The 12,726-nt window shown below is 69.3% G+C and carries 11 protein-coding genes; 6 read left to right on the top strand and 5 right to left on the bottom strand.

The genetic code is table 11. The features are described from left to right. The first annotated feature begins 1 nt into the window (after position 1). Positions 2-1,003 (top strand): phosphate acetyltransferase, encoded by a 1,002-nt coding sequence (pta, locus tag HNP73_RS01695; RefSeq protein ID WP_184146500.1) that lies wholly within the window; start codon positions 2-4, stop codon positions 1,001-1,003. Between the two features lie 216 nt (positions 1,004-1,219). Then, positions 1,220-2,590, top strand: coding sequence for an amino acid permease (locus HNP73_RS01690; protein WP_184146498.1), 1,371 nt, complete (start codon positions 1,220-1,222; stop codon positions 2,588-2,590). 109 nt (positions 2,591-2,699) lie between these two features. Here HNP73_RS01690 and HNP73_RS01685 read toward each other — a convergent pair whose 3' ends face one another. The 4 genes from HNP73_RS01685 to aztD form a co-directional block, all read right to left on the bottom strand. Then, complete coding sequence (locus tag HNP73_RS01685; protein ID WP_184146496.1) at positions 2,700-3,068, bottom strand: hypothetical protein; 369 nt, start codon at positions 3,066-3,068, stop codon at positions 2,700-2,702. A 317-nt stretch (positions 3,069-3,385) separates the two neighbouring features. Beyond that, a complete protein-coding gene (locus tag HNP73_RS01680) occupies positions 3,386-4,000 on the bottom strand; it encodes a DUF1826 domain-containing protein (protein ID WP_184146494.1) in 615 nt (204 codons plus the stop codon). Further along, a complete protein-coding gene (gene zigA / locus HNP73_RS01675) occupies positions 3,997-5,223 on the bottom strand; it encodes a zinc metallochaperone GTPase ZigA (RefSeq protein WP_184146492.1) in 1,227 nt (408 codons plus the stop codon). The genes HNP73_RS01680 and zigA overlap by 4 nt, the downstream gene beginning before the upstream one ends. A gap of 79 nt (positions 5,224-5,302) precedes the next feature. Then, complete coding sequence (gene aztD / locus HNP73_RS23065) at positions 5,303-7,066, bottom strand: zinc metallochaperone AztD (protein ID WP_184146490.1); 1,764 nt, start codon at positions 7,064-7,066, stop codon at positions 5,303-5,305. A gap of 396 nt (positions 7,067-7,462) precedes the next feature. Between aztD and HNP73_RS01665 the strand changes: the two genes are divergently transcribed. The 3 genes from HNP73_RS01665 (at position 7,463) to HNP73_RS01655 (ending at position 10,579) form a co-directional block, all read left to right on the top strand. Next, positions 7,463-8,137 carry an HAD family hydrolase gene (locus HNP73_RS01665; protein WP_184146488.1) on the top strand — a complete coding sequence of 225 codons (675 nt, stop codon included), beginning with the start codon at positions 7,463-7,465 and terminating at the stop codon, positions 8,135-8,137. A gap of 246 nt (positions 8,138-8,383) precedes the next feature. After that, positions 8,384-9,922 (top strand): calcium-binding protein, encoded by a 1,539-nt coding sequence (locus HNP73_RS01660; protein WP_184146486.1) that lies wholly within the window; start codon positions 8,384-8,386, stop codon positions 9,920-9,922. Positions 9,923-10,039: 117 nt separating this feature from the next. After that, on the top strand, positions 10,040-10,579 hold the full coding sequence (locus HNP73_RS01655) for an RNA polymerase sigma factor (protein WP_184146484.1): 540 nt from the start codon (positions 10,040-10,042) through the stop codon (positions 10,577-10,579). 10 nt (positions 10,580-10,589) lie between these two features. Here the strand turns inward: HNP73_RS01655 and HNP73_RS01650 are convergent, their stop codons facing one another. Beyond that, positions 10,590-11,165 (bottom strand): hypothetical protein, encoded by a 576-nt coding sequence (locus HNP73_RS01650; protein ID WP_184146482.1) that lies wholly within the window; start codon positions 11,163-11,165, stop codon positions 10,590-10,592. A gap of 232 nt (positions 11,166-11,397) precedes the next feature. Between HNP73_RS01650 and HNP73_RS01645 the strand changes: the two genes are divergently transcribed. Next, positions 11,398-12,555, top strand: coding sequence for a S8 family serine peptidase (locus HNP73_RS01645; RefSeq protein ID WP_184146480.1), 1,158 nt, complete (start codon positions 11,398-11,400; stop codon positions 12,553-12,555). Positions 12,556-12,726 lie beyond the last annotated feature (171 nt).

Here is a 12,726-nt window from a genome sequence, read left to right as displayed (position 1 = left end):
GATGCAACCCCTCGACCGCCTGTTCGCTGCCGCCCGGGCTGCCCGCCGCCGCATCGTCCTTGCCGAGGGCGAGGACCCCCGCATCCTGGCGGCGGCGGTTCGCGCCGAGGCGGAGGGGCTCGCCGAGCTCACCCTGCTCGGCCGCACCGACACCGTCGCCGCCGGCCTCACGGCCGCCGGCGGCGACCCGGCCCGCTTCGAGATCATCGACCCGGCGACCGCGTCCAGCCGAGCCGCCTTCATCGAGGCCTACCGGACCCTGCGCGCCGGCCGCGCCGATGCCGCCGACGCCGAGGCGATCCTGCTCGACCCGCTGGCATTCGCCGCCATGCTGGTCCGCGAGGGGGGCGCCCACGGCATGATCGGCGGCGCCGTCGCCACGACCGCCCACACCGTGCGCACCGCGCTCCGCATCATCGGGCCCGCGCCCGGCACCCGCCTCGTTTCGAGCTTCTTCCTGATGCTGCTCTGCAGTCCCGATCAGGTCCGCAAGGGGGGCTTCGTCTTCTCCGACTGCGGCCTCGTCGTCGATCCGAACGCGGAGGAACTGGCCGAGATCGCCCTCGCGGCCTCGGACTCCTGCGCGGCGCTGCTCGGCACCGAACCCCGCGTCGCCATGCTGTCCTTCTCCACCATGGGCAGCGCCACCCACGCCCGCGTCAATACGGTCCGCACCGCGACCGAGATCGTCCGCAACCGGCGCCCGGAGCTCGCCATCGACGGCGAGCTGCAGTTCGACGCCGCCTTCGTGCCGCTCGTCAACGCCAGCAAGGCCCCGGGTTCGGCCACGCGTGGCGAAGCGAACGTGCTCATCTTCCCAAATCTCGAAGCCGGCAACATCGGCTACAAGATCGCCCAGAGGATCGGCGGCGCGCTCGCCATCGGCCCGGTCCTCCAGGGCCTTGCCCACCCTGCCAACGACCTTTCCCGCGGCTGCACCGCCGACGATGTCCGCGCCCTGATCGCGGTCACTGCCGTGCAGCAGGCTGCACCGGCTGCCTGAACGGGCATTCGGAGCCACCGACGGCGGCTGCACACGCGAGAGAGAGGCGCGACAGCACCACTCGCCCGACCGCCGGCCTCATGCCGGACGGAGCCAGCATGAACTGGAATTGATGGGAGAATACGCCTCATGACCGTAACACTTTCAACAGCCAAGAACGGGGTCGACGGCCCGACCGAATCCGGAGGTCTGCAACACAGCCTGAAGCAGAGACACATGACGATGATCGCCCTTGGCGGGGTGATCGGGGCCGGCCTTTTCGTGGGCAGTGGTGTGATCATCCAGTCCGCCGGTCCCGCAGCGGTCATCTCCTTCCTGATCACCGGCGTCCTGGTGGTTCTGGTGATGCGGATGCTCGGAGAGATGGCCGTCGCCCTGCCGGCGGTCGGATCCTTCTACGAGTACGCGCGGCTCGCCTGGGGGAAGAACGTCTTCGTCGGAGATCTGGCCGGGTTCCTGACCGGATGGATGTACTGGTACTTCTGGGTGATCGTCGTCGCGCTCGAAGCGGTGGCAGGAGCTACGCTCATCCAGTTCTGGCTGCCCGACGTGCCGGCATGGATCATCAGCCTCGTGCTGATCGTGGTGCTGACCGCGACGAACCTGTTCTCGGTGAAGTCTTTCGGTGAGTTCGAGTTCTGGTTCGCCTCGATCAAGGTGGCGGCGATCGTCGTCTTCCTGTTCCTCGGCACGCTCTTCCTGCTCGGAATGTGGCCGACCGAGTCCCCGGGCCTCACCAATCTGTGGGCGCATGGCGGTTTCGCGCCGAACGGCATCGCGCCGATCCTGACCGGTGCGGTCGCCGCGACGGGCTTCTATTTCGGGGCGGAGATCGTGACCATCGCGGCGGCCGAATGCGCGGAGCCGAAGAAGGCCGTGGCGCGCGCCACGAACTCGGTCATCACGCGGGTTCTCGTCTTCTACGTCGGCTCGGTGCTTCTCGTCGTCGCGATCGTGCCGTGGAGCTCGACGGGCATCGCCACGCCTTACGTCAGCGCGCTCGGAGCGATGGGAGTTCCGGCGGTGGCGCAGATCATGAACGCCGTCGTGCTGACCGCGGTGCTGTCCGCCCTGAACTCGGGGGTCTACGCCTCGTCACGGATGCTCTTCGCTCTGACGAAGCGGGGCGATGCGCCCAAGAGCCTTGCCAAGCTCAGCCGGAGCGGGGTGCCGGTGCGTGCCATCCTCTTCGGGACGCTCTTCGGCTACGCCTCGGTCGTCATGTCCTACATCTCGCCGGACACGGTGTTCGCCTTCCTCGTCAACTCCTACGGCACCGTCGCGATTTTCGTCTACGTCCTGATCGCGATCTCCCAGCTGCGCCTTCGCGCGAGGCTGGAGCGCGAAGCTCCCGAGCGGCTCATCGTGCGGATGTGGGCCTACCCGTACCTCACCTACCTGGCGATCTTCGGCATGGTCGGGATCGTCGTGGCGATGGCGTTCATCCCGGACCAGCGCACCCCGCTCGCCCTCGGTGCCGTCAGCCTTGCGGTGCTGCTCGTTGCCTATGTCGCGCGGTTCTTCTGGGGGACGCGTCCGCAGATCGCCCCGATGACGCTCGAGGCGCACGACTACAGCGAACTCTGACTGGTCTGCTGTGACCACCGATGACAAGCACGGCCCGGCCTTCGGGGAGGAGAAGGCCGGGCCGTGCCGTGATGCGGATGCAGCGCCGTCTCGCGGCGCTGCGAAAGGGTCAGGCGCGGGCCTTCGCGGTGCGGACGGCGCGAGCAGCCTTCGGCGCCGGGGCGACACCGGCGAACGCGGTCTTCACGGTGTCCTCGAAGATGGCGACCTGGTTGGCGACGAGGGTCGACCAGGCTTCGAGGGCAGCGCGGGAGTCGCGCACGAGCGTCTCGGTGGCCTTGTTGTGGGCGGCGATGCCTGCCGCGAACGGCTCGGACTTGGGGTCGAGGCCCGGCAGCTTCGCGAACGCGGCGCGGATGCCTTCCGGGCTGAACGCCTTGAGCGCCTCGGTGTACGCCTCGGGCGAGAAGCCGAAGGCCTTGGGGTCGAAGTTCTTGAAATCGAACGGCTTGAAGTCGAAGGTCTTGACGTCGAACATGGGAGCGGTTCCTCGGTAGCGTTGGTTACGCGCTGATTGCTGCGCTGCACCATTTATATTGCAGTGCAGCAAAACGAAGTCAATGGGCTTTTTCGGAAGAAATGGAGGTCCGGCAAGACGTCGGGTTTCCGTCCCTCGGCGATCGTTCGGGCGATCGTTCGACAGCCGCGCGAGACCCTGAAATGCGCCGACGCCGCCGCCGTGCGAGAGCTGGCCTTCGGGGTCTCCCGTGTCCCGTCAACCGCTCCGCCGCCGGCAGCATGAAAACCCCGCCCGGGCAGGCACGCCGTGCGGATCAGATGATCCCGGCGCGGGCGTCAGCAGGGATGGGCCTCGACGGGGTCGACGACAAGCAACAGTCGGGTCGCGCCAGAGCGCGCCGGTGGCGAGCGGTGGATGACGCCCGGAAGCTCCTTGCCGGGCCAGAGCAGGCCGCGGAAGAGGGCCACGGCGCCAGTGGGAAGACGGTGGACGGCAGACGGTGTGCCGTCCGACCGCGCCGGCCCGAACTCGGTTCCCGAGCCGCGCATCGTGCAAAGCAGCCGTGCGTGAACCGAGTCGAGATGCCACTTCGGGCATGCCTGACCGCTCGTCACGTCGAGGCGCAGCTCGACGAGCAGAGAGGCCAGGATGTCAGATGCGAGGGTCGCGATGTACGCCGCGCGATCGACCAGATGGTCCCGGTACGCGCCGGCAGGGGTCGCCGCCCTGTCGCAAGCCGCGGCGACGGCGTCTCTTGCGTGCTGCGCGGGCAACGTCGCCCGCAGTCGGGGCAGTCGTTCCGACGGCAGGCTCTCGATCCAGTCCTGGAAGCCGTCGGGCTGGGTCGGTGTCCAGACCGCGAGCGCCACACCGGACATGCCGACGGTGCGGAGCACGTCCGGATTGTCGCTGCTGTTCATCGCGGTGGCGAGCCGCGGGAGCGCGGTCACGCCGCGATCTCCGCCGCCGCCCAGCGCGGGAACGGATCGGGCAGGTGCGCCCAGTCGTCCGGGGCGAAGGCTTCCGCGGGCAAAAGGCAGGCGTCCAGGGCGGCGGTGATCGCCGTCTCGTCGAGGTCCACGCCGATGAAGACGAGCTCCTGCCGCCGGTCGCCCCAGGTTCCGTCCCACTTCGACTGCACCATCTCGCGCCAGTCGGGGCTCTCCGGCCAGCGGTCCTTCGGCACAGTGCTCCACCAGCGGCCGAGACCGGACGTCTGGGCGACGGCGCCGGCGAGGCTGAACTCGCCCACCCAGTCGGGCCGCGTCGCGATCCAGAAGTGGCCCTTGGCGCGGATCACCCCGGGCAGCGGCCCGGTCAGCAGGGCCTGCAGGCGTTCGGGATGGAACGGCCGCCGCGCGCGGTAGACGAAGGAGGCGATGCCGTACTCCTCGGTCTCGGGAACGTGGGATGCAAAGCCGTAGAGCTCGCGGGCCCAGAGCGGATGCTCATGCGCGCGGTCGAAGTCGAAGCGGCCGGTGTCGAGCACGTCGGACAGCGGCACCCCGGCGAAGTCGGCCTCGATCAGCTCCGCGCCGGCGTTCAGGCTGCGGATGATCTTGCGCGCGGTCTCGACGAGGACGGGCCCGGCGTCGGAGACCTTGTTGAGGATGATGACGTCGGCAAATTCGATCTGCTCGACGAGAAGGTTGACGATCGTGCGCTCGTCATTCTCCCCGAGGGACTCGGCCGTGTCGCGCAGGAAGTCCTGGCTCGAATACCGGGCGAGCAGGTTCACCGCATCGACCACTGTCACCATCGTGTCGAGCCGCGCCACGTCGGACAGGCTGTCGCCGTTCTCGTCGCGGAAGGCGAAGGTGGCGGCGACCGGCAGCGGCTCGGCGATGCCGGTCGACTCGATGACGAGATGGTCGAAGCGGTTCTCGGCGGCGAGCCGGCGGACCTCGACGAGGAGATCGTCGCGCAGCGTGCAGCAGATGCAGCCGTTCGTCATCTCCACGAGCTTCTCCTCGGAGTGGCTGAGATCGGCGCCGCCGGCGCGCACCAGATCGGCGTCGATGTTCACCTCCGACATGTCGTTGACGATCACCGCCACGCGCCGGCCCTCGCGGTTCGCGAGGATCCGGTTCAGCAGCGTGGTCTTTCCGGCGCCGAGGAAGCCGGAAAGCACGGTGACGGGCAGAAGGTCGGCGGGTTTGGCTGTCGCGAGCATGGCGAGCCCCTGATGCTTGACGTGCGAAGGGAAGCGCCCGGCGTGGCCGGGCGGGGAGAGGGCGGAGGCGTGCCCGCGGTCAGTGCGCCATCATCTCGCGCACAACGTCATCGGTACCCATCGAGGCGGGATAGTAGGTCGGCCAGTTCGTCAGTTCCCTGAGCACGGTGGCCCGATCGTCGCCCCAGTAGAGGTGATAGTGGTCGGCCGCCCCCGGCGCGATCCTGTGGTCGCTGAACTGGATGAACAGCGGAGCTGCGGCGTCGCCATCGACTTTCCTGAAGATGTAGCGCACGCCGCGATTGCCCTTGGCGTAGGTCAGGATTTCGTGGCCGTCGTCGGCATAGCGCGCCGTGACCGGCTGGCCGTCCCGGAAGAACGTCACCACATCGCCATCGATCGTGATCCGCTCGACGTCGGTCCGATAGCCGGTTTCGAAGTAGGCCTTCTGCTCCTCGGCGCTCATGTCGCCATGCTCGGCCTTGTGGGCCATGACCGGGTCGAGCGCTCCGGCCTGGAGCAGGGGATAGACCGACTGCCAGTCCCCGGCCCAGTCGCTCAGCGTGCGGTCCGCGATCTCGGCATCTTCGAAATGGCCCCGGTAAATCCGGTCGTCCGCATGGTCGTGGTCGTGGCCGGCGGCGTGCCCGTCGCCGTGGGTCTGTCCCGACCCGCCGACCGCGACGATGTTGTAGGGCTTGCCCGTGACGGCGATCTCGCCGGCGCTGGTGAAGCTCGCAGCGTCGATGAGGTGGAGCTTGCCCTGCAGCGGATCGGTGATGACGATCTGCTCGCCCGTCACCGCGATGCGCGGGCGCGGGTCGTTCCAGTGGCCGTTCATCGAGTAGGGATCGGTCACCCGGAGGGTGGTGTCGATCCTCCCGGCGAGCACGTCGAGGCGATGCAGCACGCCGTCCTCGGTGAGCACGTAGGCGTACCGCGCCCGGACGGGATCGACGGCGAAGGTCACGCGCCGGGTCGGCAGCCCCACCAGCCGGAAGGCGTCGGCCTCGGCGGTCGGGTCAATCAGGACGACCTTGTCGGGACCGTAGTTGCCGAGGAAATACTGCAGGCCGCGACCGCCGAGCAGCGTCGTGGACTTGCCCTCCGGCAGGTCCGCCGGGTAGGCGACATGCCGCACCTCGGGCGCGTCCCCGCCACCGGTGACGATCAGCAACCCGGTCGCGCAGGCGAAGGCGACAAGGCTTCCCGAGGACGCCTCGCCGTGCAGGTCGGGACATGCCGCGATGTCCCCCACCGGGGCGCCCGCGGCATCGACGATCCGGATGCCGACCGGCAGCGCCTTGGGGTCGTCCGCGTTCGGCTCCGACAGCAGCACATGAGCGCCGTAAGGGACCGCCACGCCGTGGTGCGGGGCCGGCGCCCTGACTTCCCTCGTCGCAGGCGCCCCCGCGAGGGCCACCGTTTCCGGGAAGAGGCGCGCCGTGCCTTCTCCGTCGAAGAACGCCGCGAACATCCCGTCATGCTCGACGAGATGCGATGGCGCCTTGCCGGCGATCTCGGTTCCGGTCAGCGACGGAGCCTTGACGTGAATGTCGCCGTGGTCGCCATGGTCCTCGATGGCGATGCCCGTCGAGATCGCGGTGACCGCGCCGGCGTCGCCCTGAACGGCAAAGACCGTCTGCCCGCTGGCGCTGCGGTAGAGCGCCGCCGGGCCCCTGATCCCGAACGTGTCGAGGATGCGGCCGCTCGCGGGATCGACCGCCGTCACCTTTGGCTGATCACGATCCGAGACAAAGAGCCGCTCGGCCGTCACCTCGCCCGCGAAGGCGGCTCCTGCGGTGACCGCCAGAACGGCGGCGGTGGTTGCCCTGAGGCTCATCGTGTTCGTCTCTCCTCGATCATGCCGGGCAGGCCATGCGAAGCGATCGCTCCGGGTTCGCAGGCACGGCGCAGAATCGTTATAATATAACATTAATGACTGTTACTGTATAACGTATGATCCGGCAAGGCGATCCGCATGGCGACGGTGACGGGCTGCCCTCGCAAAGCGGGTCCGGCCTCCGGATTGACGAGCCTCATGGCGATCTCGCACAGCACGGATGAATGCGGCTTGCCGCCGCGGCTGGCGCCGCTATCCTTGCAGGCGCGACTGAAATGCAGCGGAAGAAGTCACCGGCGACATGCGCAGACGATTGAAATCGCCGGAGGATGTGCGCCCTGCCGCCGCGATCGCCGCGCGCTCGGCCCGGTTCGCGGCGGGACGGCCCGGTCCCCGATGACCGACACCGCGCTCCTCTCCCTGCCACGGCGTCCGGCTGCGATGCTGCTCGACTTCGATGGGGTCGTGCTGGTCTCGGCCGAGATCAAGACCCGGGCCTTCGCGGAGATCTACCGTGACGAGGACCCCGCGCACGTCGCCGGGATCGTCGCCTACCACCGCGCCCATGGCGGGGTCTCGCGCGACGAGAAGTTCCGCCACTTCGAGGCGACGTTGTTCCACCGCCCGGCGGACCAAGCACGGGTCGCCGCGCTGTCCGCCCGGTTCACCGACATCGTGCTCTCGGCAGTGCTGGCCGCACCTTTCGTGGACGGGGCCGAGGACTTCCTCGAGGCGACCTGCGACGCGAGCCGCCTGCACGTCATCTCGGGCACACCCGAGGAGGAACTCCGGCACATCGTCGCGGCCCGCGGCCTCGAGCGATTTTTCCATTCCGTCGTCGGGGCTCCGACGCTGAAGCGCGACGCCTTCGCCCGCATCCTCGCGGCGGAGGGAGTGGCGCCGGAGAGGGCGCTTGCCGTCGGCGACTCGACAACCGAGTTCGACGCGGCCCGCAGCCTCGGCATCCCTTTCCTCGGCATTCGCGACGAGGAGGGCGGCTCCGCCTTCCCGCCCGATGTGCCGGTGCTCGCCTCGCTGGCGGGCGCCGCCGCGGCGCTCGGCTTCGCCTGACCCCGTACCGCCGGCCGGCGCGACACGGACCGCGCCATGCCCCACCCGGGCGGGTGACGCGGAGGCGCGGGCAAAGCCCTGAGCCGCGTGGCCGCCCGAACGCCACGCAAGGCGTTGCTCCCTGTGCGTCGCGCCAATCTTCCCTCTGCTGATCCCGGCCGGTGATTGAACCGATCGACGCCACGGCGCGACCAACTTCTGCGACCCCGGATTGGACGGGCAATCGCCGAACATTAGGAGCAAGCTATGGCACAAATCATTGGAAACCCTTGGGGCGAGACGCTGGCTGGCACGGCATTCGCCGATTTCATCGACGCGCTCGGCGGCCATGACACGGTCTTCGGCGGGGCGGGCGATGACACGCTGCTCGGCGGCAACGGCAATGATGTTCTCGTCGGCAACACCGGCAGTGACACGGTGAGCGGCGGCGCCGGCGCCGATCAGATGGTCTGGAACAACGGTGACGGCTCCGACCGCATGGACGGCGGGCAGGGCCACGACACCGTCGTCGTGAACGGTTCGGTCACGGACGGGGACGACTTCACCATCGCGGCCAACGGTGCGCGGGTCGACTTCGACCGGGTGAACCTCATCCCGTTCAGCCTCGACATCGGCTCGACCGAGGAACTCCGCGTCAACGGCGGCGGCGGCAATGACAGCATGACCGGCGGAGGCGGGCTCGACGGGCTGATCAGGATGGTGTTGAGCGGCGGCATCGGCCACGACCAGATCACCGGCGGCGATGGCGCCGACGTGCTGAACGGCGACTGGGGGCGGGACACGATCGTCGGCTTCCGCGGCAGCGACACCATGAGCGGCGGCGCCGGCGCCGACCAGATGATCTGGAACAACGGCGACGGGTCCGACCGCATGGACGGCGGGCAGGGCTACGACACTGTCACGGTGAACGGCTCGGTCACCGACGGCGACGACTTCACCATCGCCGCCAACGGCGCACGGGTCGACTTCGACCGGGTCAACCTCATCCCGTTCAGCCTCGACATCGGCTCGAGCGAAGAGCTCCGCGTCAACGGTGGCGGCGGCAATGATACCATGACCGGCGGGGCCGGGCTCGACGGGCTCATCAGGATGGTGCTGAGCGGCGGCACCGGCCACGACCGGATCACCGGCGGCGATGGCGCTGACGAGATCACCGGCAACTGGGGGCACGACACGCTGACCGGTTTCCGTGGCAGCGACACGATGGACGGCGGGTCCGGGAACGACCGGATGATCTGGAACAACGGCGACGGGTCCGACCGCATGGACGGCGGGCAGGGCTACGACACCGTCGTGGTGAATGGCTCGGACACCGACGGCGACAGCTTCACCATCGCGGGCAGCGGCGCGCGGGTTGACTTCGACCGGGTGAACCTCATCCCGTTCAGCCTCGACATCGGCTCGACCGAGGTGCTCCGGGTGAACGGTGGCCAGGGCCACGACACGATCGTCGGCGGCAACGGGCTCGACGGGAAGATCGAGCTCGAGCTGAACGGCGGCGCCGGCTGGGACGTCCTGCGGGGCGGTGACAGCGACGACGTCCTGACGGGCGGGTCAGGCAGCGACACCTTTGTCTTCGGGCGCGGCGAGGACACGATCACCGACTTCCAGAACGGCCAGGACAAGATCCAGTTCGCCGGGTTCGGCTGGCTGAACGACATCGGCGACCTCGTGGGCCGCGTCCACGATACCGGCGCTGACGTGGTGATCGACCTCGGGACGCATGAGCTCACCATCGAGAACGTCAATCCCGGTATCTTCGACGCAAGCGATTTCACCTTCTGATTTGATCGGTGTCGGGTGAACCCCTACACTTTCACCCGGGCGGCGGCGCAGACGGAAGCGCCTCCGCCCGGCTTCATGCACGGCAGGACGATTGTGTCCGGCCGGATGGAGTGTCCGATGGATGACACCGACCTGCTCAGACGGATTGGCAGGGGTGAGCGTACCGCGCTGAAGGCGCTCTACGAGCGGCACTCCACGCCCCTCTACAATTTCCTCCGCTATCGTCTCGGTGATCCCTTCGAGGCGGCGGACGTCATGCAGGATGTCTTTCTTGAGGTCTGGCGGGTCGCCGCCCGGTTCGAGGGCCGCTCCTCGGTCCGCACCTGGATCTTCGGCATCGCCCGCAACCGCGCCGTCGACCGGATGCGCCGGGGCCTCCGTGAGGTGCCGTTGCCCGACCCCGACCCCGAGGTCGCCGACGACGCCCCCGACCCGGAGGCAATCGTCGTGGCCGCGAGCGATGCGGCACGCCTGCGCGACTGCATCGCGCGGCTCAGCAACAGCCATCGTTCCGCCATCCACCTCGCGTTCTACGAGGACCTGCCCTACGGCGAGATCGCGACGATCGAGGGCGTGCCGGTCGGAACCATCAAGACCCGGATCCTGCACGCGAAACGGCTGCTGATGCACTGCCTCACCGCGGTTCGCATGGCCTGATGCCGTGGTGTCAGTCGGCCTGCGCGCTCTGGACCCTCGGGTCTCGCGTCAGGCGCGCGAGCGCCGCGTCCCGTGCCGCCGCGTCAGCGAAGCCAAGGCGCCACAGGCCGACCGCGCTCGGACCGCCCACCACCTCGGCGCCGACAGAGCGGAGCAGGTCGCGCATCTCCGTCTCGGTGAGATCCGGCGTGAAGGCGACCGAGATGCCGGGATGGTCGCCGGGCTGGTCGCTGACGGGGGCATAGCCCGGTTCCGGTCCGCCCTGCATCAGGGCCGAGACCTGCCAGAGGAGCACGACGGCCGCTGCCGCGGCGGCGAAGCCCCAGAGCCGGTTTCGGGCCGGCCGCGGGGCGGCCTCCGCGTCGAGCGCCCGGGCAATGCGTCGCCACCCGAGCTCACCCGGACCCGGCCCCGCCGCCTCCGCATCCACGTCCGCCGCGATTGCCGCCGCCAGCGCTATCCTCGCGGCAAGCTCCGGCCGCTCCGCCGCCAGTGCGGATATGTGGCCGGCCTCCGCTTCGGGCAGCCGGCCGCGGACGTAGCCCACCAACGCTTCATCGGTCGGGTCATCGGAGTCTTCGGCCATGGGCGTCCTCCCGGCTCTCCGCCACTGCACCTCGATATGGTGCCCGCTGCCTCGGTTAGTCGTGCGACGGAGCGAGGCGGTTCATTTTTGCATGAATTTGCGGCAGAGTGACACTGCGCCCCTGAGCCGTCGCGGGAGGGACGAAATTTTGCGACGTTCATTTGGTTTCCTTGCATTCATCGCGCTGGCCGGGCTCCCGGCAGCCTGTACCGAGCCCGCTCCTGCCGGACCCGTGACCCGGGAGTCCCTGAACGTTGTCGACCCGGACGAACTGGTTGCCCTCGCACCGGGGCCGCTGACCGCCGACCTGCTGGTGGCCGAGGCGCAGCAGCGCGGCTATTCGATCGACCGACGCGACAGCCTCGCGGGCCTTGATCGCGACCTGCTGGTCCTGCGGGTTCCATCCGGGACCGATGCTCCCGCCGCGATCCGCGCGCTGGAACGCGCGGCGCCGGGCAGCGTCGTGGGGCGCAATCACGCCTATCGTCCCGAGCCGGAGCCGCCGCGGCCTGCCGGCAGTCCCCGCGCTTACGCGGCGGCGCTGCTCGGCTGGCCGGCCGCGGGCTGTCCCGCCGCGGTTCCTGTCGGCATGATCGACACTGCCGTCGACCCCGCGGCCATTGTGCTCCCGGCGGGGAGCCTGACCACCCGTGACTTCACCGGCGGCGCGCCGTCGGACGCTCACGGGACCGCAATCGCCGAGATCCTCGCCGGGCCGGGACGTCTGACCGGCGTCAGGCTCTATCACGCGGCGGTGGTCGGCTCCGTGCCCGGCCGGGCCGCGGCCGCCGGCGTCGACGACCTCGTTCGCGCCCTCGACTGGCTGGCCTCCGAGACCGTCGGGCTGGTCAACGTCAGCCTCGCGGGTCCCTACAACAAGATCCTGGAGCGGGGCCTCGCCGCGGCGTCCGAGCATGGGATGACCATCGTCGCGGCCGCCGGCAACGACGGCAGCGACGCTCCGCCGCGCTGGCCGGCGGCGTTTCCGGACGCGATCGCCGTGACCGCGATCGACGCTGATCTTGAGCCCTATCGCGGCGCACCGCGTGGCCGCTGGATCGACTTCGCCGCGCCGGGGGTCGACGTCTACGTCCCGCTCGGCAACGGCGGGCGCTATCTCTCCGGGACCTCGATTGCCACCGCCTTCGTGACTGCGATCGCCGCCACCGGCACCGATCCCGGCAGCCATGACCGGGCTGGCGCGATCCGTGCCCGACTGGCGCAGGACAGCCGTGATCTCGGCCCCACTGGTCCCGACGACACGTTTGGCGGCGGGCTGCCATCCGCACCGGCAACGTGCCGGCTGACGCCCGACGGCCGCGCGAGCGCGGGCAGTCCCGACCCGGGCCTTCCCCCTGCCGCGCTGTCAGGACCGATCGACCGGCAATGAGGTCGACCGGCCGCGCGCCGCCAACGGGGGAGGTGGCCCTCTCTCCGAACTTGCGCGGTGGTCGTGTGACGTAGCGTCGCGGCGGCTCATGCGTTAACGAACTACTAATGCGCACTCTCGCACAGTCCCGGTTCCCTCGCTATTTTGGCCGGCGAATCTTCAGACAATTGC

Source organism: Amaricoccus macauensis (assembly GCF_014201905.1).
Taxonomy (GTDB): Bacteria; Pseudomonadota; Alphaproteobacteria; order Rhodobacterales; family Rhodobacteraceae; genus Amaricoccus; species Amaricoccus macauensis.
The sequence above is the reverse complement of the archived record's forward strand: the minus strand, read 5'-3'. Positions and strand labels throughout refer to the sequence as shown.

Coding starts and splice junctions, on each gene's coding strand:
- pta (WP_184146500.1), top strand. CDS start 2: ATGCAACCCCTCGACCGCCTGTTCGCTGCCGCCCGGGCTGCCCGCCGC.
- HNP73_RS01690 (WP_184146498.1), top strand. CDS start 1,220: ATGACGATGATCGCCCTTGGCGGGGTGATCGGGGCCGGCCTTTTCGTG.
- HNP73_RS01685 (WP_184146496.1), bottom strand. CDS start 3,068: ATGTTCGACGTCAAGACCTTCGACTTCAAGCCGTTCGATTTCAAGAAC.
- zigA (WP_184146492.1), bottom strand. CDS start 5,223: ATGCTCGCGACAGCCAAACCCGCCGACCTTCTGCCCGTCACCGTGCTT.
- aztD (WP_184146490.1), bottom strand. CDS start 7,066: ATGAGCCTCAGGGCAACCACCGCCGCCGTTCTGGCGGTCACCGCAGGA.
- HNP73_RS01665 (WP_184146488.1), top strand. CDS start 7,463: ATGACCGACACCGCGCTCCTCTCCCTGCCACGGCGTCCGGCTGCGATG.
- HNP73_RS01660 (WP_184146486.1), top strand. CDS start 8,384: ATGGCACAAATCATTGGAAACCCTTGGGGCGAGACGCTGGCTGGCACG.
- HNP73_RS01655 (WP_184146484.1), top strand. CDS start 10,040: ATGGATGACACCGACCTGCTCAGACGGATTGGCAGGGGTGAGCGTACC.
- HNP73_RS01650 (WP_184146482.1), bottom strand. CDS start 11,165: ATGGCCGAAGACTCCGATGACCCGACCGATGAAGCGTTGGTGGGCTAC.